The following is an 18,946-nucleotide window of genomic DNA, read 5'->3' as shown; positions in this document are numbered from 1 at the left end:
CGGGCGTGTGGACTCGCCCGTCTCCGACGAACACGCCCGCCCCGCAGGCGGCGGCACGCCCGTCTGCAGGCGGCGGCACGCCCGCCCGCGCGAGCGCGACCACGTCCACCCCATCCACGCCGCCTCACTAGGGTGAGGACATGACGCGCGCTCAGCTCATGGTCCCGTACCGGTTCGTCTTCGGCGCGCTCGCACTCGTGGCCGTCGCCGCCCAGTTCGCGAACACGCTCGAGAACGACTACAGCGTCGTCAACTTCTTCTCGTTCTTCACGAACCTCAGCAACCTGTTGGCCGTCGTGGTCTTCGTCGTCGGTGGCGTCCGCACCCTGCGCCGTCGCCCCGGCAGCCGTGTGTGGGACACCGTGCGGCTCATCTCGGTCGTCGACATGGTGTTCGTCGGCCTCGTCTTCAACGTCCTGCTGACCGACGTGGCCGGGGGCGTGCTGCCCTGGGTCAACGTCGTCGTGCACATGGTGATGCCCGTCGCCGTGCTGGTCGACTGGCTCGTGCTGCCCGCCGGTCGCCGCCTGCCGTGGTCGGCCGCCGCCATCGGGCTCGTCGTGCCCGTGGCGTACAGCGTGTACTCGCTCGTCCGCGGCGCCGTCACGTCGTTCTACCCGTACCCCTTCTATGACCCGGAGGCGCTGGGCGGCTACGGCCCCGTGGCGGTCTACATGGTGGTGCTGCTCGTCGCACTCGCCGTGCTGTCGCTCGCGCTGGTCGGTCTGGCGCGCCTGGCCGGCCGCTTCTGGAAGCAGCGCTCGCGCCGCTGACGCGACCCGCGCCTCCTGCGCTCCGCACGTCCCGCCGCCGCCGCTGCCGCACGTCCAACCATCCACCCCGCCACGAAGTGGACACCACGCCACGTCTTGTCATGGCGCGGTGTCCACTTCGTGGCGGCGTAGGCCCCCGGAGCATGCAGCCCGAGCCAGCGCGCGGCCCGGGTCCGCTCAGCGGTAGTGCTGCTCGCCGCGGGCGGCCGCCGCGACCACGTCGCGGATGCGCGCCGCGCGGGTCTCGGGCCGCTTGAGCGAGGCCAGCCGGAAGTACACCCGGAACCGCTCGGTCTTCGTCAGCGACGCGAAGTGGGCGGCCGCCGCCGGGTCGGCGTCGAGTGCGGCCTGCAGGTCGTCCGGAGGCGCGGCGTCCTTCTGCCGGTAGGCGGCGTCCCAGCGCCCGTCGGCCTTCGCCCGGTCGACCTCGGCCTGCCCCGCCGGGGTCATGCGCCCTTCGGCGGTCAGGCGGGCGACGTGCTCGCGGTTCACCTGGGACCACGGGCTGTTCTTCCGCCGCGGTTGGAACGCGGTGAGCGTGAAGTCGTCGTCGAGCCGACTGGTCTGGCCGTCGATCCAGCCGTGGCAGAGGGCGACGTCGAGCGCCTCGGACCAGGTCATGCCGGGCCTCGTCGACCGCACCTTGCGGAGCGTCAGTCGCACCCCACCTGCGTCGGGGTCGCCCTCGAGGTACTCGCGCCACTGCTCGACCGTCACGTCGAGCACGGGCTTGTCCGCGAAGCTGACCATGCGGCGACCCTACCGCCGCAGCGGGAGGTGACGACCTGCCGCTCACGTCCGTGGGTGGGCGGCACCTCAGGACATCTCGCCCCGACCCACCCGGCGCGACGTACCCCTCAGCACCCCTCCCCTAGCCTGGCGGGATGGACCTCATCGGGTGGATCACCGACATGGGCTCGTCTCTGCCGACCCCACTCGTCTGGGCGTTGGGCGCCCTGTTCGCGTTCACCGAGTCGGGGCTCGGCCTCGGCGTCTTCGTGCCGGGCGAGACGATCGTGCTGCTGCTCGCCGCGACCTTCGACGACCCTTGGCCGGCGGTCGCGTTCTTCGTCTCGGTCGCCATCGGCGGCTCGCTCGGCGACCACGTCGGCTACCTGCTCGGCCGCCGCTTCGGCACGGGGTTCCGGGACACGCGCATCATCCGCCGGATCGGCGTCGACAGCTGGGACCGTGCCGTGGCCGTCCTCGAGCGGCGAGGGGCGGCCGCGGTGTTCCTCACCCGCCTCGTGCCCGTGGTCCGCACCCTCACGCCGGCGGCGGCCGGGGTCGCGAAGGTGCCCTACCGGTCGTTCCTGCCCGCGTCGTTCGGCGGGGCACTGACCTGGGCCGCCGTCTACGTCGGCATCGGGTTCCTGCTGCGGTCGTCGCTCGAGGCGGCGCAGGAGTACCTCGGGCAGTTCTCGTCGTGGGCGCTGATCGGAGCCGCGGTGGTCGTCGCGATCGTGTTCGTCGTGCGGCTCGTGCGCCGGCGTCGCGCGGCCGCAGTCGACACGGCGGACGGCACGGTCGACGAGACGGTCGCGGCCGACGACGCGGAGGCCCGCGACGACGCGGGGGCCCGCGACGACGCTGAGACCCTTGACGACGCAGTGGACGAGGAGGCGCGGGTCGACGACCGCGGACCCGTCGCGTCCGCCGTCCACGCGGCCGGGCACGCCGTGGCCGATCCCGTCGTCGCGGGTGCGGCTGCGTCGGGCGAGTTCGTCGCGGAGCACCTGTCGTCCCGTCGGCTCGGAGCCCTGCGCCACCGCCTCTTCGAGGTGGACGACTGGCGGACCGTGCCCAACGCGATCACGGCTGCGCGCCTCCTGCTGTTGCCGGTCTTCGCCGGTCTGCTGATCGCCGAGCTCTGGTGGCCGGCCCTCGTGGTGATCGCGGTCGTGTTCGCGACCGACTGGCTCGACGGGTTCGTGGCCAGGCGCACCGACTCCGTCTCGGTGCTCGGGTCGTGGCTGGACCCCGTGGCCGACCGGCTGACCGTCGTCGTCGTGGCCGTGGCGTTCGCGACGGCCGACGTCTTCGGTTGGCAGGAGGCCGTGCTGCTGATGGTGCCGGACGTGCTGCTCGCGATCGGAGCGGTGCTGGCCTTCCGCGGCGACCCGGCGCTGCCGGTGTGGTGGGCCGGGCGGCTGCGCACGGGCCTGTGCTTCGTCGGCCTGGCGGTGCTGCTGCTCGGGGTGGCGCTCGACGGCCCCGAGTGGACGGCCGTCATCGGCGTGGGGTACCTGGTCTTCCTGGTCGGACTGGCGTTCCACTACGTGTCGGCGGTGCACTACGCGCGGGTCATGCTCGTCCGTTGGCAGCGAGCCGTCGCCGAGCGTCCGGCCTGACGTCGGGCCGGCTCGACATCGGACCGGGCCGACCGACCTGGCACCGTCAGAGCCCGAACAGCAGCCGCAGCCCGAGCGCGACCATGACGACGGCGATCACCGCGTCGAGCACCCGCCAGGCGACCGGCTTCGCGAACAGGGGACGCAGGAGGCGCGCGCCGAACCCCAGCGCCGAGAACCACACGAGACTCCCCGCGATCGCCCCGGCCGCGAACCACCAACGCAGCTCGGGCGGCTGGTGGTTCGCGACGGAGCCGAGGAAGACGATCGTGTCGAGGTAGGTGTGGGGGTTGAGCCAGGTGAAGGCGAGGGCGCCGAGGACGGCCGGGACGACCCGGGCGGGCGTGACGACGCGCGCGGCCGGTGGGCGGGGACCCTGCGCGACGGGCGGGGTGCCGTCGGCCGGCACCGCGCCTCCTGCGGTGACGCCGACGCGAGCCGACTCCGGCGCGACGTCGACCGTCAGCGCTCCGACCGGGCGGATCGCCCGCTTCGCCGCGAAGGCGCCGTAGACCAGCAGGAACCCGGCCCCGACGAGCTGGACGACGACCACCGCCTGCGGAGCGGCCTCGACGAGCGCTCCGACCCCCGCCACCCCGGCGCTGATCAGCACGGCGTCGCTCACGGCGCAGACCACGACGACGGGCACGACGACCCGGGTCACGGCCTGGAGTCCGACACGCAGCACATAGGCGTTCTGGGCACCGATCGCGACGATGAGGGCGAGGCTCGTGCCGAAGCCGAACAGGACGGCGGGCAGCACGGTCGCGAAGGTCATGACGCCACGCTAGAGCCGCCCCGACGTATCGCGCCAACTCATGTTCGCGATGCTGCATAACCTCTGCTCATGGCCCGTTTCGCACTCGACCAGCTGGACACCCTGCGCACGATCGTCGACGAGGGCACCTTCGAGGCGGCCGCGCGACGCCTGCACGTGACGCAGTCCGCCGTGTCGCAGCGCATCAAGCAGCTCGAACGTGCGGCCGGGCAGGTGTTGTTGCGTCGGACGACGCCGGTCACCACGACCGACGCCGGCGACGTGCTGCTCCGCCACGCCCGCCAGGTCGACCTGCTCACCTCGGACGCCCTCGCCCGGCTCGGCGGTGGTCGGCCCGACGGAGGCGACGGCGCCGACGACGCATCCGACGATCCCGTCCCCACGACCCTGCCGATCGCCGTCAACGCCGACTCGACGGCGACCTGGTTCCTCGACGCGGCGGCCGCCGTCCCGCCGACCGTGCCGGTGGTGTTCGACCTGCGCCGAGCCGATCAGCAGCACACGGCCGAGCTGCTGCGGTCGGGAGACGTGCTCGCCGCGGTCACCGCGACCCGCGAGCCCGTGCAGGGCTGCAGCTCGGAGCCGCTCGGCGTCATGCGGTACCGCGCCGTCGCGAGCCCCGGTTTCGTCGAGCGGTGGCTGGGCGGCGAGCCGGACGACCCCCAGACGGCGGCCCGCGGGCCGCTCGGCCACGAGAGGCTCGACCGTGGGCCGCTCGACCACGGAAGGCTCGACCGTGCCCCGATGGTGGTCTTCGACCGTACGGACGACCTGCAGCACGACTTCGTGCGACGCCTCACGGGCCGTGAACCGCTCGCGCCCCGGCACCACGTGCCCGCGTCGGCCGACTTCGCCCGGGCCGTCGTGCTCGGCCTCGGCTGGGGCATGCTCCCCGAGGCCCAGGCCGGCCCCGAACTCGACGGCGGCCGCCTGGTCGAGCTGGCGCCCGCCGACCCGGTCGACGTGCCCCTCTTCTGGCAGCGCTGGACCCTCGCCTCGCCCCTCCTCGACGCCGTCACCGACGCCGTCCGCGCCACCGCCCGCCACGCCCTGCACCCCTGACGCCTGCCCGCTCCACCCCGCCCGCACAGGGGGCCGAGTGGGCAGAAGATGCTTCTCGGCGCCCCACGAAGAGCATCTCCTGCCCACTCACCAGATGAGGTCGGGTGAGGCGGGGCCGGGGTCGGGGCCGAGTGGGCAGAAGATGCTGCTCGGCGGCCCACGAGGAGCATCTCCTGCCCACTCGATCCGGACGGTGGCAGCCGGGCCCGCCACCTTCCCGAACCCGACGGGCGACCGACCTGACGGACGACCGACCCGACGGGCGAGCGACCCGACGGACGGCAGGAGGCGCGGAGCCGACCGGCACCGCGCCTCCTGTTCTCGAGAGCTTCGCGACCTACAGCGTCGCGAGCGCCTCGTTCAGCGTGTGCGACGGGCGCATCACGGCCTCGGTCTTGGCGGCGTCGGGGTGGTAGTAGCCCCCGATGTCGACGGCCGTGCCCTGGGGTGCGATCAGCTCGGCGACGATCGCCTCTTCGGCCCCGCCGAGGGTGGCGGCCAGCCCGGCGAACGCGGCGGCCAGTTCGGCGTCGCCGGTCTGGGCGGCGAGCTCGTCGGCCCAGTACTTCGCCAGGTAGAAGTGGCTGCCGCGGTTGTCGATCGAGCCGAGCTTGCGGCCGGGCGACTTGTTCTCGTCGAGGAAGGTGCCGGTGGCACGGTCGAGCGTGTCGGCGAGGATCTGCGCCCGCGCGTTGTCGGTCGACGTGGCCAGGTGCTCGAAGCTGACGGCGAGCGCGAGGAACTCGCCCAGGCTGTCCCAGCGCAGGTAGTCCTGCTCGACGAGCTGCGAGACGTGCTTCGGGGCGGAACCGCCGGCACCCGTCTCGAAGAGGCCGCCGCCGTTGATGAGCGGCACGACCGAGAGCATCTTGGCCGAGGTGCCGAGCTCCATGATGGGGAACAGGTCGGTCAGGTAGTCGCGCAGCACGTTGCCGGTGACCGAGATGGTGTCCTCGCCGCGGCGGATGCGCTCGAGCGAGAACGCCATCGCGTCGACGGGCGAGAGGATCTCGATCTGCAACCCCTCGGTGTCGTGCTCGGCGAGGTAGGTGCGTACGAGCCCGATCAGGGTGGCGTCGTGGGCACGGGTCTCGTCGAGCCAGAACACGGCGGGCGTCCGGCTGGCGCGCGCACGGGTGACCGCGAGCTTGACCCAGTCGCGGATCGGGACGTCCTTCGTCTGGCAGGCGCGCCAGATGTCGCCCGTGGCGACCTCGTGCTCGATCAGCGTCTCGCCGGCCTGGTTCACGACGCGGACGGTGCCGTCGCCGGGCACCTCGAAGGTCTTGTCGTGCGAGCCGTACTCTTCGGCGGCCTGGGCCATGAGGCCGACGTTCGGCACCGAGCCCATGGTGGCGGGGTCGAAGGCGCCGTTCGCGCGGCAGTCGTCGAGCACGGCCTGGTAGATGCCGGCGTAGCTCGAGTCGGGGATGACCGCGAGGGTGTCGTGCTCGCCGCCGTCGGGGCCCCACATGTGACCCGAGGCGCGGATCATCGCAGGCATCGACGCGTCGACGATGACGTCGCTCGGCACGTGGAGGTTGGTGACGCCCTTGTCGGAGTCGACCATGGCGAGGTCGGGCCCGTCGGCGAGCCCAGCGTCGAACGCGGCCTTGATCTCGGCGCCGTTCGGCAGCGCCGCGAGGCCCTGCAGGATGCCGTTGAGGCCGTTCGCCGGGTCGAGCCCGGCGGCCTTCAGGTCGGCTCCGTACTGCTCGAACACCCGCGGGAAGAACGCACGGATCACGTGACCGAAGAGGATCGGGTCGCTGATCTTCATCATCGTGGCCTTGAGGTGCACCGAGAACAGGACGCCCTCGGCCTCGGCCCGGGCGATCTGTGCGGCGAGGAACTCGTGCAGCGCGGCGACGTGCAGCACGGTGCCGTCGACGACCTCGCCGGCCAGCACGGGGATCGACTCGCGCAGCACACGGGTCTCGCCGTCGGCGCCGACGAACTCGATGCGCAGGGTGTCGTCGGCCGGGATGACGACGGTCTTCTCGTTCGAGCGGAAGTCGTCGACGCCCATGGTCGCGACGTTCGTCTTCGAGTCGGCCGTCCAGGCGCCCATGCGGTGCGGGTGCTTGCGGGCGTAGTTCTTGACCGACAGGGGGGCGCGGCGGTCGCTGTTGCCCTCGCGCAGCACGGGGTTGACCGCGCTGCCCTTGACCTTGTCGTAGCGGGCCTTGACGTCGCGCTCTGCGTCGGTCGACGGCGAGTCGGGGTACTCGGGGAGGTCGTAGCCCTGCGACCGGAGTTCTGCCACCGCGGCCTTGAGCTGCGGCATCGAGGCCGAGATGTTCGGCAGCTTGATGATGTTGGCCTCGGGCGTCTTCGCCAGGGCTCCGAGCTCGGCCAGGGCGTCGCCCTGGCGCTGCTCGTCGGTGAGGCGCTCGGGGAACTGGCTGATGATGCGGGCCGCCAGCGAGATGTCGCGGGTCTCGACGTCGACCCCCGCGGTCTTGGCGTAGGCCTGGATGATGGGCAGGAACGAGTAGGTCGCCAGCATCGGCGCCTCGTCGGTCAGCGTGTAGATGATCTTCGCCATGCGGCAGGTGCTCCCTCGTGGTCGGGCATGCGTGTGCTCGGTGGTGCTGCCCCTACGCTACCGCGCAGAAGTCTCTCGACATGAAGATACATGCCGCGTCTGGACGGCCCGTCCGCGCGGCTCAGGTCGTCCGCGTCGCCGGGCGCCACATCGCGGCGGGCGTCGCACCGGGCAGCCCCGGGATCGGCCCCAGCTCGACGAAGCCCATCCGCCGGTAGAGCGCCCGGTTCCGCTCGGTCGACGACTCGAGGTACGCGGCCTCACCGCGCTCGTCGACGGTCGCGAGGCGGTGCTCGATCAACGAGGTGCCGACGCCGAGCCCCCGAGCCGCGTCGCCGACCGCGATCTCGCCGAGGTACCAGTGCGGCAGCCGCGGGCGGGGTGCCGCCAGCGTCGACTGGTGGCGGGCCGCCGGCACGAGCCCGCCGAGCCCGAGCGCGCGCAGGTACCGCGGCAGCTGCCCGAGCTCCGCCCACGCCACCGGCAGGCGCAGCGCCGACGACGCTCGGGTGCGCGGCGCCTCCCAGACGGCCGCGCCCACGACGTCCCCGTCGCCGTCGACGACGGCCACGTCGACCGCACGACGGCCCGTCGGGATCGAGCGCATCATCGCCGCGAAGAGGTCGACCAGGCGCGCATGGCGACGTGGTCCCCGCGGGACGAACCCGAGCATGACGGGATCGTCGCGGAACCCCTCGGCGAGCACGGCGGCGGCGGAGTCGAGCTGGTCCGGGCGGGCGGCGCTGATGGTCACGTCGGGCATGGTGCCTCCTGAGATGGAATCGTCAGAACTGACGAATTCGTCAGTCATGACAGAATGTAGCCAGACATCCCGCCAGACACGTGAAAGGCCCCTGTGAAACCGGACGACGAGGAGGCGCGGGTCGACGCCTCGAGGACGTCCCGCCGCACCCGCGAGACGCGTCGCAAGCTGGTGGAGGCCGGCGTCGCCCTGCTCCGACGGGCCGACTACGCCGCCGTCCCCGTCGCCGAGATCACGCAGCTGGCGGACGTCGGCCTCGGCACGTTCTACAACCACTTCGCCGGCAAGGACGAGTTGTTCGACGAAGCCGTGCAGAGCGTTCTGAACGCGCAGACCGAACGGATGGCGGCGCTCGGGCACACGGCCGACTCCCCCGTGACGACGGCGGCGATCGCGATGCACGTGGTGCTCGGGCTGGCGCAGAGCGACCCGGCCGTGGCCGTGGTAGTCGCGCGCAACGGGCTGCGCCTGCTCGACGCCGAGGCGGCGCTGGTGCCGCAGGCGCGGGCGCTCGTCGAGGCCGGGCAGGCCGCGGGGTCGTTCGCCGAGCTGGACGTCGACCTGGCGCTGTCCCTGGTCGGCGGCAGCCTCCTCGGCGGACTGCACACCTGGTGGTCGAGCCCCGAGCTCGTCACCCCCGGGTGGACGGTCGAGCTGGTCGCCCGCGTGCTCGTCACCCTCGGGTGCGACCTCGAGGACGCGCGCCGCGCCTCCTCGTCCGGTCTCGACCGGGTGACCGGGCGCGACGCGGGCTGACGCACCGGGGCGAACCGACCCGAGCCGGGCCGAGTCCACCCGGGCCGCGCCGGGCCGAGCCCGATCTCCGACGATCGGCGAAGATGGTCCGGTGACCACTCCGGCGCCCGCGACGAGCATCGAACCCCGCCCCTACGACCACCCCGACGTGCAGCTGCTCGTCGAGGGACTGCAAGAGCTGTACGTCGAGATCTACGGCGGGCGCGACGACAGCCCGATCGACCGCTCCGAGTTCGAGCTGCCGAGGGGCACGTTCGCCGTGGCCTACGAGACCGGCGAGCCCGTGGCCCTGGGAGCCTGGCGCCTGCTGCCCGACGGCCGCGCCGAGCTGAAGCGGATGTACGTGCGGCCCGACCGTCGCGGGCAGGGGTTGTCCCGGCTCGTGCTGCACTGGCTCGAACGGTCGGCCGCGGACGCCGGCGTCGCCGACATGGTGATCGAGACGAACGTGGCCCACGACACCGCGATCCGCCTCTACGAGTCGGCGGGCTACCGACCGATCGCGGCCTACGGCCACTACGCGGACGACGCGGGGACCGTCTCCCTCGGGCGCAGCCTGATGGGCGACACCGCAAGGGGCACCGCGTGACGAGTGCCCCCGCCCGGACGCGAAGGAGGCGCGGTGCCGGGGTCACCGACACCGCGCCTCCTCGAATCGTCGCTACTCGACGGTGATCGACTGGGCCTTCATCGCGGCGATGGTCTTGTCCTGGCCCGACTTCAGGGCGTCGAGCAGGGTCCCGTCACCCGAGGCGGCAGCCCCGAAGCCGTCCGAGATGTCGCTGTAGGTCTGCGTCATCGTCGGGCCCCACGTGAAGGGCTGGATGTTCTCGGCGGCCTTCGCGAAGTCCTCGTAGATGGCCTGGTCGCCGTAGAACTCGACGCCCGAGGTCAGGGCCGGCAGGTCGGCGCCGGTCGTGGAGGCCGGGTAGAGGTTGGCCTCCTTGTTCAGCGCCTCGAGCGACTCGGTCGAGGTGTTCAACCACACGAGGAACTTGGACGCCTCGGCGGGGTGCTCGCTGCCCTTGAAGACGACGTTCGACGATCCGCCCCAGGCGGCCGACGCGGACTCGCCGTCCTTCCACTGCGGCATGGGCGCGACGGCCCACTTGCCGCTCGTGTCGGGGGCACCGCTCGAGATGGTGTTGGCACCCCAGACGGCCGAGACCCAGGTCCAGTCCTGGTCGGTGTTGTAGGCGTTGTTCCACTCGTCGGTGAAGCTCGGCAGGGTCGTGACGAGGTCCTTCGAGATGAGGTCCTGCCAGTAGGCGGCGACCTTCGTCGAGGCCTCGTCGCCCATGTCGACCTGCCAGGTGCCGTCCGCGGTGTCGAACCACTGGCCGCCGGCCTGCGAGACCAGACCGGCGAACTGGTTCACGTCACCCTTGGCGAAGTTCGTGATGCTGCCGCCCAGCTCCTTGATCTTCACCGCGTCCTCGGCGTACTGCTCCCACGTGGTGGGGACGTCGAGGCCGGCCTGCTCGAAGAGGTCCTTGCGGTAGTACAGCGCCATGGGGCCCGAGTCCTGCGGGATCGCGTAGACCGAGTCGGCCTCGCCGAAGGTGACCTGGTTCCAGAGGCCGTCGGCGTAGTCGGCCTTCGCGTCCGAGACGCCGTCGCACGAGGCGATGTTCGCCAGACCGTCCTGCACGCGGAACGCGGGCAGCGTGTCGTACTCGACCTGCCCGATGTCGGGGGCGTTGCCGGCCTGCAGCTGGTTGAAGAAGTTCTGGTAGGTGCCGCTGTTGCCGTTCGGCACGATCGAGACCTTGACCTGGATGTCGGGGTTCTCCTCGTTCCAGAGCGCGACGACCTTGTCCATGTTCGGCACCCAGGTCGTGAAGTTGAGGGTGACGTTGCCGTCGGAGGGCTCGCACGAGGCGGCCTCGGCGGAGCCGGAACCCCCGTCACTGCCGGAGCTGCAACCGGCGAGGGCGATGGTCGAGACCACGGCGGCTGCCGCGATCGTGAGGACTCGTGATTTCTTCATCTGGATTCCAATCGGGGTGCGGAGCCGGGAAGAGCCGGCCACGGGAGGGAACGACGTCGTTGCCTTGCGGAGTGGAGGTCGAGGAGGTGCGGGTCGGTGGAGCAGGACGGGTCGCTTACTTGAGGCCGCCGGACCCGAGGCCGCTGCGCCAGAAGCGCTGCAGGCTGAGGAAGGCGACGAGCAGGGGGACGATCGACACCAGTGCGCCGACGAGCACCAGGGTGCGCAGCTCGGGGTACTGGCTGACGTTGGAGTTCCAGGTGTAGAGGCCGAGGGTCACCGGGAAGAGCTCTTGCGAGCGCAGCATTACGAGCGGCAGGAAGAAGTTGTTCCAGATCGCGACGAACTGGAACAGGAACACCGTCACGAGGGCGGGCGACATCAGCCGGATCGCCACGGTGAAGAACGTGCGCAGTTCGCTCGAGCCGTCGATGCGCGCGGCTTCGACGATCTCGTCGGGGACGCTCGACGCCGCGTAGATGCGGCTGAGGTACACGCCGAACGGGCTCACGATGCTGGGCAGGAACACCGCCCAGAAGGTGTCGGTCAGTTCGACCTTGCTGAAGATCAGGAACAGCGGCAGCGCCAGGGCCGTCGCCGGCACGAGCACGCCGCCCAGGAAGATGTTGAACAGCGCCTCGCGACCCCAGAAGCGGTACTTGGCCAGGGCGTAGCCGCACATCGCCGAGAGGATCGTGCCGAGCGCGCCGGCGACCGTCGCGTAGACGATGCTGTTGAGCATCCACCGCGGGAAGATGCCGTCGTTGTACGTGAACAGCCGGCCGACGTTGCCGACGAAGTCCTGCGCCGACGTCGGCGAGAACCAGAGGGCGGCGCTCGAGTTGAAGTTGTCGAGCGTCTTGGTCGACGACACCAGCAGCCAGAAGATCGGCACGAGGAAGTACAGGGTGAAGGCGCCCATGATGACCATGGCGGCCGTTCGCGACATCACGCTCTCACGGGGCCCCCCGCCCCGTCGACGTGCAGGGGTCGTCGCGTCGTCGAACGACTGGGCGGGACGGATGGGAGCGTCGACGGTCACTGGTCGGCCTTCCGCTGGGTCAACCGGAGGAACCCGATCGAGAGGATGAACGTGGCGACCGCGAGGACGACGCTGAACGCCGCCGCGAGGTTGAAGTTGGGCACCGAGGACGTCGAGTACACGAGCATGTTCGGCGTGAAGGTCGACGAGATGGTCGACGTGAACTGGCGGAAGACCAGGGGTTCGGTCAGCAGCTGCAGGGTGCCGATGACCGAGAAGACGGCGGTCAGCACGATCGCCGGGACGACCAGCGGGATCTTGATCGCCACGGCGATGCGCCACTGCGAGGCCCCGTCGAGGCGGGCCGCCTCGTAGATCTCGGTGGGGATCGCGAGGAGCGACGAGTAGATGATCAGCATGTTGTAGCCGACGAACACCCAGGTGACGACGTTGGCCACGGCCCAGAGCACCGTGCCGCCGTCGAGGAGGCCGGCCCGCGACGTGACGGCCGAGAACGGCGAGAGGCTCGGCGAGTAGAGGTAGCCCCACATGATCGCGGCGATGACGCCCGGCACGGCGTAGGGCGCGAAGAACGCGAGACGGAAGAACCGCTTGCCGCGCAGCAAGGGCGAGTCGAGCAGCAGCGCGAAGAGCAGCGCGAGCAGCAGCATCACCGGGACCTGGACGACGCCGAAGAGCAGCACCCGGCCGATGGACGACCAGAACTCGGTGTTCTGGAAGACCAACGCGTACTGCGAGAGGCCGCCGAAGACCTGGGTCGGGGCGCCGAACGTGCCCTCGCGTTCGACCTTCTGCAGCGACTGGAAGACGGCGTAGAGGATGGGTGTCAGGTAGAACGCCGCGAAGAGCGCCGCGAAGGGGACGATGAAGATCGCGATCGCCTTGCGGTACCGGAACGGCTTCCGCGGTCTGGCCGAACGCGGGGACGGCGGGGCGACGACGGCGGGCTCGGCAGCAGTCTGGGTCACACGGGGCCTCGGCTTCTTCGGCGGGTGTCCTTCACGAACGGCCGGAGGCCCTTCGACGGCGAAGGTTCACAGGGTTTCTGTGATCGTTCCCAGAGCGGGGCCCGAAGGATCGGGCAGCACTTTCTGGGAACGTTCACAGAGCTAAGCCCACGGCCGCCGGTTTGTCAAAGCGGAGGGGCCGACCGTGATCGTACGGTTACCCAACCGGCCGTCCGTCCTTCGTCCTCCGGGGAACGATCCCGTGCGTCCCGGGCTCCGCTAGGGTGACCGACATGCCCGGTCCGAGATCTCCGCGTCGGCGTGCCACGATCCACGACGTGGCCGCCGAGGCCGGCATCTCCCGGGGCACCGTGTCGCGCGTGCTGAACAACGAACCGTACGTCTCGCACCAGGCGCGCGAGGCCGTCGAGGCCGCCGTGGCCAAGGTGGGCTACGTCCGCAACGCGGCGGCGCGCAACCTCGTCACCCAGCGGTCACGAGCGATCGCGCTGATCGTCCACGAGCCTCATTCGGTCGTGCTCGACGACCCGAACATCGGCAACATCCTGATCGGCACCAACTCCGTTCTATCCCAGGCCGACCACCAACTCGTCACGCTGATGATCGACTCCCAGCGCGACAGCGACCGCGTGGTCGAGTACCTGCGCGGCGGCTTCGTCGACGGGGCGATCATCCTGTCCGCCCGGACGGGCGACCCCATCTCTCAGGCCGTCGCCGAGCTCGGGCTGGCGGCCTCGTTCGTCGGCCACCCGAGCGACGCTCCCGACATCCCGTTCATCGGCATCGACAACCAGGCCGCCGCCGAGGCGATCGTGCGCCGACTCGTCTCGACGGGACGCACCCGGGTCGGCATGCTCGCCTCCGGGCTCGACCGTGACTCGGGCGAGGACCGCCTCGCAGGTTTCCGTGCCGCGCTCGGCGACCTCTTCGACCCGGACCTCGTGGTGCGCAACCCGTTCTACAGCTACGCGGCCGGCGTCGACGGCATGACCGAGTTGCTCGCGCGGGACCCCCGGGTCGACGGGGTCTTCGCGGCGTCGGACGCCGTCGCCGCCGGGGCCCTCGACGTCCTCCACCGGCGCGGGATCTCGGTGCCCGGCGACCTCGGGATCGTCGGCTTCGACGACAGCTCCTGGGCACTGCGCTGCACGCCGCCCCTCTCGACCGTGCGCCAGCCCGCCGAAGAGCTGGGCCGGCGGGCCGCCCGCCAGGTACTCGACCAACTCGGCGGGGCCGACGGGACGCGCACCGGGGTCCTGCTGCCGACCGAGATCATGTGGCGCGAGAGCGCCTGACCCGCACCCGGCGCGACACCGGCGGCGCGACGCGACGAGCCCGGATCACGTCGGTCGGCGCAGCGCCGTGGCGAACCCCCGCAGCGCCTCGGCCACCTGTCGACGCGCGGCCGGCGTGAGCCCCGCCGTCATCTTGTCCTCGACTCCGCGGACGGCCGCGCTGGCGACCGTCAGCTGACGTCGCCCCTCCGCCGTCAGCTCGGTCGGCAACGCCCGCCCCGACGGCGCGCGGTCGGCTCGCCGCACGAACCCGTCATGCTCGAGCGCCTGCAGCAGGACGTTCATCGACTGACGGGTGACGAAGGCCCCGCGGGCGAGCTCGGAGTTCGACAGCCCGGGCCGCTGCGCGAGCAGCTCGAGGCACGAGTAGTGCGTGATGGTCATGCCGAGCGGACGCAGCTCGGCCTCCATGGCGGCGCGCAGAGCGCTCGACGCCTCTTTCAGCAGGTAGCCCACCGAGGTCTCGAGGTCGATCGCCGATCCGACTTGACTCATGTCAGTAGTCTGACATAGGTTCCTAGATGTCAGCTAACTGACACTCACCTCCGACGCGAGAGCAGGCGCACCATGACCGCCACCGGTCCCGACTTCATCTCCCTCCAGGTCCGCGACGTCGAGCGCTCGGCCGCGTTCTACGAAGCACACCTCGGTCTCACCCGGCAGGACGGCCCGCCGCACGCGGTCGTCTTCGCCACGACGCCGATCGCCTTCGCCGTGCGCGGCCCGCTGCCCGGCGTCGACCTCGACGCGGCGCCGCTCGGTCGCGGGGTCGGCCTCTGGCTGCTCGCCTCCGACGCGCAGGCCATCCACGACGCCCTGGTCGCCGCCGACGTCGAGATCGCCACCGCACCGGTCGACGGCCCCTTCGGCCGCACCTTCACCTTCGTCGACCCCGACGGCTACCAGGTCACGCTGCACGACCGCGCGTGACGCTCGGCGCCTCCGGCCCAGGCGGAGGCCCAGGACGAGGAGGCGCGGCGCACGGCCGCCTCGAGGGTCACGCCGGCCGCACGGCCGTCACTCGTGGACGTCGTCGTCGTCCTGGGTGCTGAGGTAGAGGCGGTGGCTCGTGACGATCAGCGAGAGCCAGCCGATGCCGCTGACCCAGCCGACGGCCACGTCGGTGAACCAGTGGGCCCCGAGCAGCACGCGGGACAACCCCACGACGCCGGCCGTCCCGGCCGCAGCCCCCACGAGGGCGACCTGCGGCGCCTGCTTCTCCTGCCGCAGGGCGAGGAGGTAGGCGAGCACGCCGAGGATCGTGGTCGTGTTCAGGGTGTGGCCCGACGGGAATGACGGGGATTTCTCGTACGGCGGGATGGCTTCGTGCCGGTCGGGCCGGTTGCGCTTGATGAGCTTCTTGCCGACGACCGTCATGGCGAGCGAGCCGGCGCCGGCCGCCACGACGAGGGCGACGGGGCTGGGGTGGCGGTCCCGGAAGCCGAAGGCCGCGGCGGCTCCGACGGTGACGGCGGGCAGGACGACGGGTCCGAAGACATGGGCGATGGCGGCGGCCGTGCCGTTCGTCGCCGGCGAGCGGAGCTTCTTCGCGCGCTCGAGCGCCGGCCGGTCGAGGCTCTCGATGCCATCGCGGCCCGTCACGCCGTCGTAGATGTAGGCGGCCCCGGCGGTCGCGGCGATCGCGATGCCGCCCCCGACGGCGAGCGTCGCGACGAGGGCGCGGCGCGCGCCGACCTTCTGCGCGACGGTCTTGTGCCGCGACGCGAGCCGCTGGCCCGGCCTCGATCGCCACTCGGTGAGGTCGCGGCGACCGATCTGCCGGTCGTAGCGGGTCGTGCGGGCGTTCTCTGCGGCGGTCGGCATGAGCCCACTCTGGCCCTTCCCTGACCCCGGCCTCCAGGTAGCGTTACTCCCGGTCGTCTGAGCTCGGACGGACACTCCCGGTGGCGTGTGGACCAAGCGCTCCCCCCGACGCAGGCTCGGCGATGTCGGCACCGTTCCCACCAACCGGAAGGCTCCTCATGGTGTTCTCGATCACCCTCCTCGCCCTGGGGCTCGTCGGCATCGTCGGCGGAGTCCTGATCGTCCGGCAGCGGGACGGCGGCAGCGCCCTGCCGGGCGTGGCGATCACCGCGTTGGGAGCAGTGGCGGCTGCGCTCGGCATCGCACTCCTGGCCCTCCCCGAGCTTCCTGCGTAGCCGATCGGCGCCGGCGAGGAGTGCCCCTGGACGGGCGCGCGAAGCGCGGGGCCTCAGGGGTTCGAGTCCCTCCCGGGGCATCGTCGCGAAGCGACGTCAGGTGCCCCTGGACGGGCGCGCGGAGTGCGGGGCCTCAGGGTTCGAGTCCCTCCCGGGGCATCGTCGCGAAGCGACGTCAGGTGCCCCTGGACGGGCGCGCGGAGTGCGGGGCCTCAGGGGTTCGAGTCCCTCCCGGGGCATCGTCGCGAAGCGACGTCAGGTGCCCCTGGACGGGCGCGCGAAGCGCGGGGCCTCAGGGGTTCGAGTCCCTCCCGGGGCATCGTCGCGAAGCGACGTCAGGTGCCCCTGGAGGGACTCGAACCCCCAACCCTTTCCTTAGGACGGAACTGCTCTTCCATTGAGCTACAGAGGCTGACAGTCCGAGTCTACCGAAGCCGCGCCTCCTGCCGTCCGGCCGACGAGACCATTGCACCGCGCTTCGTGCAGTACACCCCGACTAGTCGCGGTGTGATGCACGAGACGCGGTGCGAAGCAGTCCGACCGCCGGCCCGCACGAGGCAGGCCGAGCCTCACGCGGCCGCGAGGTACTCGTCCCAGTCCGCCTGCGTCCGCTCCATGCCGCGCACGACCCAGCCGACCCCGTGCGGCGGCTTCGGCGTGAACAGCAGCTCCCAGCCCATCTCGTGCGGGGTGCGGTCGCTCTTGAGGTTGTTGCACTTGAGGCAGCACGCGACGAGGTTCTCCCAGCTGTCCGCCCCACCCCGTGACCGTGGCTGCACGTGGTCGATCGTCGTCGCCGAGCGCCCGCAGTAGGCGCAACGGTGCGAGTCACGCCGCATGACGCCCCGCCGCGAGACGGGGATCTGCCGCGTGTGCGGGATGCGCACGTACCGCGTCAGCACGATCACCGACGGGCGATCCCAGGACGTCACCGCCCCGAGCACGGGGTGCTCCGCATCGGCGGCGACGACGGTCGCCTTCTGGCTCATGACGAGGACGAGGGCCCGCCGGTCGGAGACCACGGCGAGGGGCTCGTAACCGGCGTTCAGGACGAGAGTGCGCATGCTTTCCCTTTCGAAGCACCCTGGACGGCTTCCAGGGATTCGATCTCTCGGGGTGGCGCAGGCCCAGCAGGCCCGCCGATACGAAAAAAGCACCGTCACGGGGACGGTGCTCTGTCACATGGCGGGGTGTCGTATGTGCTCGTGCGACAGCGCACCCATGGTGCGGGTGGCGGTCGAACGAGGCATCTGACGCTCCTGGTCTCAGCGGAACTCCGAGATCGCCAGGCTAAGCCCCGAAGAGCCGCTCTGCCAAGGGGCAGGGCGGCTCTTCACAGGGTGTTCAGGCGCAGGAGGCGCGGGTCACCTACGCCCCGTAGCGCACGTAGTGAACCGCGGAGGTCCACAGCGGTCGCACGCTGACCGACCCACCGGGCTTGGGTGCATCGAGGATCATGCCGTTGCCGGCGTAGAACCCGTCGTGTGACCCGTCGTCGAAGATGATGACGTCCCCGGGCTGCGCCTCGGCCGCCGAGATCGGCGTGCCCATCGCGCCCTGACGCGTGACCGAGTGCGGCAGCGAGATGCCGTACTGCGAGTACACGTACATGACGAAACCCGAGCAGTCGAAGCCGGCCGGGGTCGCTCCGCCGAAGACGTAGGGGGTGCCCACGTACTGCAGGGCCGTGTTGTACACCGCACTGAGGCTGAACGCACCGGGCGTCGCCACGGCGCCGCTCGCCGAGGCGGCCACGTTCTCGGCAGCCGTCGGTCCGGTGTAGCTGGCGTAGCTCGCGGCCAAGGCGGCACGCTCGGCCTCGCGCTGGGTGGCCAGGGCCGCCGCGTTGAGGTCGGCCTGCGACGTCGCGGTGTAACCGTCGCGGGTGGCGTCGGCCAGGGCGACGTCGTCGGCGACCGCGACGCTCTGGGCGTGGCTGGTCGAGACGCTCGTCGACGCCGCGCCGACGCTCGGGTCGTTCGCGGCGGCGGGGTTCGACGCGAAGGCCGGCAGGGCCATCGTGCCGATCAGGCCGGCGGTCAGGGTCATCACGGTCACCGAGACCACGCTGCGCTTGACCGACGGGCGGCCCGAGCGGGCGGCGGGTGCGGCAGCGGCCTGGGCGCGGCGCAGCGACGAGCGGGTCGGCAGGTCGGCGGGGGTGCGGGTGGCGACGGTGCGGTTCGGGCGCACGTCGGGGGTGTGGTCTGAGCCGGGGAGGGTCAAGAGGAAGGGTCTCCTGCATCTCGACAGCTTTCGGGAAGCTGTCCCGTCCGTTCGTTCGTATCGCGACGACACACGGCAGGAGACGGGCGTGAGAGACGTCCTGCCACGGGTCCGGCGGCCGGTTCAGTGGCCTGGGGACTCAGCGACTGTAGCCGAGCGAACCCTGGGGAATCATCCTCGAGAGGGATATTTGTAACGAATCGGTAAACGAGTGCGTGATCCGGCGCAGATCGCAGGAGGCGCGGGGCACGAACGCAAGAATCCCGCGCGACCC

General features: G+C 71.3%; 19 protein-coding genes and 1 tRNA gene. 8 read left to right on the top strand and 12 right to left on the bottom strand.

Features of this window, described 5'->3' with window-relative positions; all coding sequences use genetic code 11:
* The first annotated feature begins 140 nt into the window (after nucleotides 1-140).
* Nucleotides 141-773, top strand: coding sequence for a Pr6Pr family membrane protein (locus SJY14_RS05120; RefSeq protein WP_396599971.1), 633 nt, complete (start codon nucleotides 141-143; stop codon nucleotides 771-773).
* Between the two features lie 177 nt (nucleotides 774-950).
* Here the strand turns inward: SJY14_RS05120 and SJY14_RS05115 are convergent, their stop codons facing one another.
* The gene (locus SJY14_RS05115; RefSeq protein ID WP_396599970.1) at nucleotides 951-1,523 is read right to left on the bottom strand and encodes a YdeI family protein; all 573 of its coding nucleotides are present in this window, start codon (nucleotides 1,521-1,523) and stop codon (nucleotides 951-953) included.
* Between the two features lie 134 nt (nucleotides 1,524-1,657).
* Here SJY14_RS05115 and SJY14_RS05110 point away from each other — a divergent pair, with 134 nt between their 5' ends.
* A complete protein-coding gene (locus SJY14_RS05110; RefSeq protein WP_396599969.1) occupies nucleotides 1,658-3,124 on the top strand; it encodes a CDP-alcohol phosphatidyltransferase family protein in 1,467 nt (488 codons plus the stop codon).
* 46 nt (nucleotides 3,125-3,170) lie between these two features.
* Here SJY14_RS05110 and SJY14_RS05105 read toward each other — a convergent pair whose 3' ends face one another.
* Nucleotides 3,171-3,902 carry a LysE/ArgO family amino acid transporter gene (locus SJY14_RS05105; RefSeq protein ID WP_071256451.1) on the bottom strand — a complete coding sequence of 244 codons (732 nt, stop codon included), beginning with the start codon at nucleotides 3,900-3,902 and terminating at the stop codon, nucleotides 3,171-3,173.
* A 69-nt stretch (nucleotides 3,903-3,971) separates the two neighbouring features.
* On the opposite strand from SJY14_RS05105, the gene SJY14_RS05100 reads away from it, so the two are divergent.
* Nucleotides 3,972-4,964: a LysR family transcriptional regulator ArgP gene (locus SJY14_RS05100; RefSeq protein ID WP_071256449.1), complete on the top strand. Its 993-nt coding sequence runs from the start codon at nucleotides 3,972-3,974 to the stop codon at nucleotides 4,962-4,964.
* Nucleotides 4,965-5,301: 337 nt separating this feature from the next.
* Here the strand turns inward: SJY14_RS05100 and SJY14_RS05095 are convergent, their stop codons facing one another.
* Both SJY14_RS05095 and SJY14_RS05090 read right to left on the bottom strand, forming a co-directional pair.
* The gene (locus SJY14_RS05095) at nucleotides 5,302-7,512 is read right to left on the bottom strand and encodes an NADP-dependent isocitrate dehydrogenase (protein ID WP_396599968.1); all 2,211 of its coding nucleotides are present in this window, start codon (nucleotides 7,510-7,512) and stop codon (nucleotides 5,302-5,304) included.
* A gap of 121 nt (nucleotides 7,513-7,633) precedes the next feature.
* Nucleotides 7,634-8,323 carry a GNAT family N-acetyltransferase gene (locus SJY14_RS05090; protein WP_396599967.1) on the bottom strand — a complete coding sequence of 230 codons (690 nt, stop codon included), beginning with the start codon at nucleotides 8,321-8,323 and terminating at the stop codon, nucleotides 7,634-7,636.
* Nucleotides 8,324-8,368: 45 nt separating this feature from the next.
* Here SJY14_RS05090 and SJY14_RS05085 point away from each other — a divergent pair, with 45 nt between their 5' ends.
* Nucleotides 8,369-9,031, top strand: a complete 663-nt coding sequence (locus SJY14_RS05085) for a TetR/AcrR family transcriptional regulator (RefSeq protein ID WP_396599966.1) — start codon at nucleotides 8,369-8,371, stop codon at nucleotides 9,029-9,031.
* 91 nt (nucleotides 9,032-9,122) lie between these two features.
* Nucleotides 9,123-9,620, top strand: coding sequence for a GNAT family N-acetyltransferase (locus tag SJY14_RS05080; RefSeq protein ID WP_396599965.1), 498 nt, complete (start codon nucleotides 9,123-9,125; stop codon nucleotides 9,618-9,620).
* 72 nt (nucleotides 9,621-9,692) lie between these two features.
* Here SJY14_RS05080 and SJY14_RS05075 read toward each other — a convergent pair whose 3' ends face one another.
* The 3 genes from SJY14_RS05075 to SJY14_RS05065 form a co-directional block, all read right to left on the bottom strand.
* Complete coding sequence (locus SJY14_RS05075; RefSeq protein WP_396599964.1) at nucleotides 9,693-11,021, bottom strand: ABC transporter substrate-binding protein; 1,329 nt, start codon at nucleotides 11,019-11,021, stop codon at nucleotides 9,693-9,695.
* A 115-nt stretch (nucleotides 11,022-11,136) separates the two neighbouring features.
* On the bottom strand, nucleotides 11,137-11,970 hold the full coding sequence (locus tag SJY14_RS05070; protein ID WP_043596471.1) for a carbohydrate ABC transporter permease: 834 nt from the start codon (nucleotides 11,968-11,970) through the stop codon (nucleotides 11,137-11,139).
* 89 nt (nucleotides 11,971-12,059) lie between these two features.
* On the bottom strand, nucleotides 12,060-12,992 hold the full coding sequence (locus tag SJY14_RS05065; RefSeq protein ID WP_056259338.1) for a carbohydrate ABC transporter permease: 933 nt from the start codon (nucleotides 12,990-12,992) through the stop codon (nucleotides 12,060-12,062).
* Nucleotides 12,993-13,264: 272 nt separating this feature from the next.
* Between SJY14_RS05065 and SJY14_RS05060 the strand changes: the two genes are divergently transcribed.
* Entirely contained in the window at nucleotides 13,265-14,287 is a 1,023-nt protein-coding gene (locus SJY14_RS05060; protein ID WP_071256578.1) for a LacI family DNA-binding transcriptional regulator, read from the top strand.
* A 45-nt stretch (nucleotides 14,288-14,332) separates the two neighbouring features.
* Here SJY14_RS05060 and SJY14_RS05055 read toward each other — a convergent pair whose 3' ends face one another.
* A complete protein-coding gene (locus SJY14_RS05055; protein ID WP_071256443.1) occupies nucleotides 14,333-14,782 on the bottom strand; it encodes a MarR family winged helix-turn-helix transcriptional regulator in 450 nt (149 codons plus the stop codon).
* 72 nt (nucleotides 14,783-14,854) lie between these two features.
* On the opposite strand from SJY14_RS05055, the gene SJY14_RS05050 reads away from it, so the two are divergent.
* A complete protein-coding gene (locus tag SJY14_RS05050) occupies nucleotides 14,855-15,217 on the top strand; it encodes a VOC family protein (RefSeq protein WP_071256442.1) in 363 nt (120 codons plus the stop codon).
* Between the two features lie 87 nt (nucleotides 15,218-15,304).
* On the opposite strand, the gene SJY14_RS05045 is transcribed toward SJY14_RS05050, so the two are convergent.
* On the bottom strand, nucleotides 15,305-16,111 hold the full coding sequence (locus SJY14_RS05045) for a phosphatase PAP2 family protein (protein ID WP_396599963.1): 807 nt from the start codon (nucleotides 16,109-16,111) through the stop codon (nucleotides 15,305-15,307).
* Nucleotides 16,112-16,269: 158 nt separating this feature from the next.
* On the opposite strand from SJY14_RS05045, the gene SJY14_RS05040 reads away from it, so the two are divergent.
* Nucleotides 16,270-16,446 (top strand): hypothetical protein, encoded by a 177-nt coding sequence (locus tag SJY14_RS05040; RefSeq protein ID WP_177174814.1) that lies wholly within the window; start codon nucleotides 16,270-16,272, stop codon nucleotides 16,444-16,446.
* Between the two features lie 340 nt (nucleotides 16,447-16,786).
* On the opposite strand, the gene SJY14_RS05035 is transcribed toward SJY14_RS05040, so the two are convergent.
* The 3 genes from SJY14_RS05035 to SJY14_RS05025 all read right to left on the bottom strand — a co-directional run bounded on the left by SJY14_RS05035 (nucleotide 16,787) and on the right by SJY14_RS05025 (nucleotide 18,672).
* Nucleotides 16,787-16,858 (bottom strand) — tRNA-Arg (locus tag SJY14_RS05035).
* A 157-nt stretch (nucleotides 16,859-17,015) separates the two neighbouring features.
* On the bottom strand, nucleotides 17,016-17,510 hold the full coding sequence (locus SJY14_RS05030) for an HNH endonuclease (protein ID WP_071256434.1): 495 nt from the start codon (nucleotides 17,508-17,510) through the stop codon (nucleotides 17,016-17,018).
* A gap of 304 nt (nucleotides 17,511-17,814) precedes the next feature.
* A complete protein-coding gene (locus SJY14_RS05025; protein WP_396599962.1) occupies nucleotides 17,815-18,672 on the bottom strand; it encodes a C40 family peptidase in 858 nt (285 codons plus the stop codon).
* Between the last annotated feature and the right edge of the window lie 274 nt (nucleotides 18,673-18,946).

Origin of the sequence: Frigoribacterium sp. R86507, assembly GCF_044597695.1 — a bacterium.
Classification (GTDB): domain Bacteria; phylum Actinomycetota; class Actinomycetes; order Actinomycetales; family Microbacteriaceae; genus Frigoribacterium.
This window is presented reverse-complemented; position numbering and strand designations above follow the sequence as displayed.

Excerpts from the sequence above, each read along its gene's own strand:
- SJY14_RS05040 (WP_177174814.1), top strand. The coding sequence starts at position 16,270 with ATGGTGTTCTCGATCACCCTCCTCGCCCTGGGGCTCGTCGGCATCGTC.
- SJY14_RS05050 (WP_071256442.1), top strand. The coding sequence starts at position 14,855 with ATGACCGCCACCGGTCCCGACTTCATCTCCCTCCAGGTCCGCGACGTC.
- SJY14_RS05100 (WP_071256449.1), top strand. The coding sequence starts at position 3,972 with ATGGCCCGTTTCGCACTCGACCAGCTGGACACCCTGCGCACGATCGTC.
- SJY14_RS05095 (WP_396599968.1), bottom strand. The coding sequence starts at position 7,512 with ATGGCGAAGATCATCTACACGCTGACCGACGAGGCGCCGATGCTGGCG.
- SJY14_RS05120 (WP_396599971.1), top strand. The coding sequence starts at position 141 with ATGACGCGCGCTCAGCTCATGGTCCCGTACCGGTTCGTCTTCGGCGCG.
- SJY14_RS05110 (WP_396599969.1), top strand. The coding sequence starts at position 1,658 with ATGGACCTCATCGGGTGGATCACCGACATGGGCTCGTCTCTGCCGACC.
- SJY14_RS05045 (WP_396599963.1), bottom strand. The coding sequence starts at position 16,111 with ATGCCGACCGCCGCAGAGAACGCCCGCACGACCCGCTACGACCGGCAG.
- SJY14_RS05070 (WP_043596471.1), bottom strand. The coding sequence starts at position 11,970 with ATGTCGCGAACGGCCGCCATGGTCATCATGGGCGCCTTCACCCTGTAC.
- SJY14_RS05055 (WP_071256443.1), bottom strand. The coding sequence starts at position 14,782 with ATGAGTCAAGTCGGATCGGCGATCGACCTCGAGACCTCGGTGGGCTAC.
- SJY14_RS05105 (WP_071256451.1), bottom strand. The coding sequence starts at position 3,902 with ATGACCTTCGCGACCGTGCTGCCCGCCGTCCTGTTCGGCTTCGGCACG.
- SJY14_RS05060 (WP_071256578.1), top strand. The coding sequence starts at position 13,265 with ATGCCCGGTCCGAGATCTCCGCGTCGGCGTGCCACGATCCACGACGTG.
- SJY14_RS05075 (WP_396599964.1), bottom strand. The coding sequence starts at position 11,021 with ATGAAGAAATCACGAGTCCTCACGATCGCGGCAGCCGCCGTGGTCTCG.
- SJY14_RS05030 (WP_071256434.1), bottom strand. The coding sequence starts at position 17,510 with ATGCGCACTCTCGTCCTGAACGCCGGTTACGAGCCCCTCGCCGTGGTC.
- SJY14_RS05090 (WP_396599967.1), bottom strand. The coding sequence starts at position 8,323 with ATGACTGACGAATTCGTCAGTTCTGACGATTCCATCTCAGGAGGCACC.
- SJY14_RS05115 (WP_396599970.1), bottom strand. The coding sequence starts at position 1,523 with ATGGTCAGCTTCGCGGACAAGCCCGTGCTCGACGTGACGGTCGAGCAG.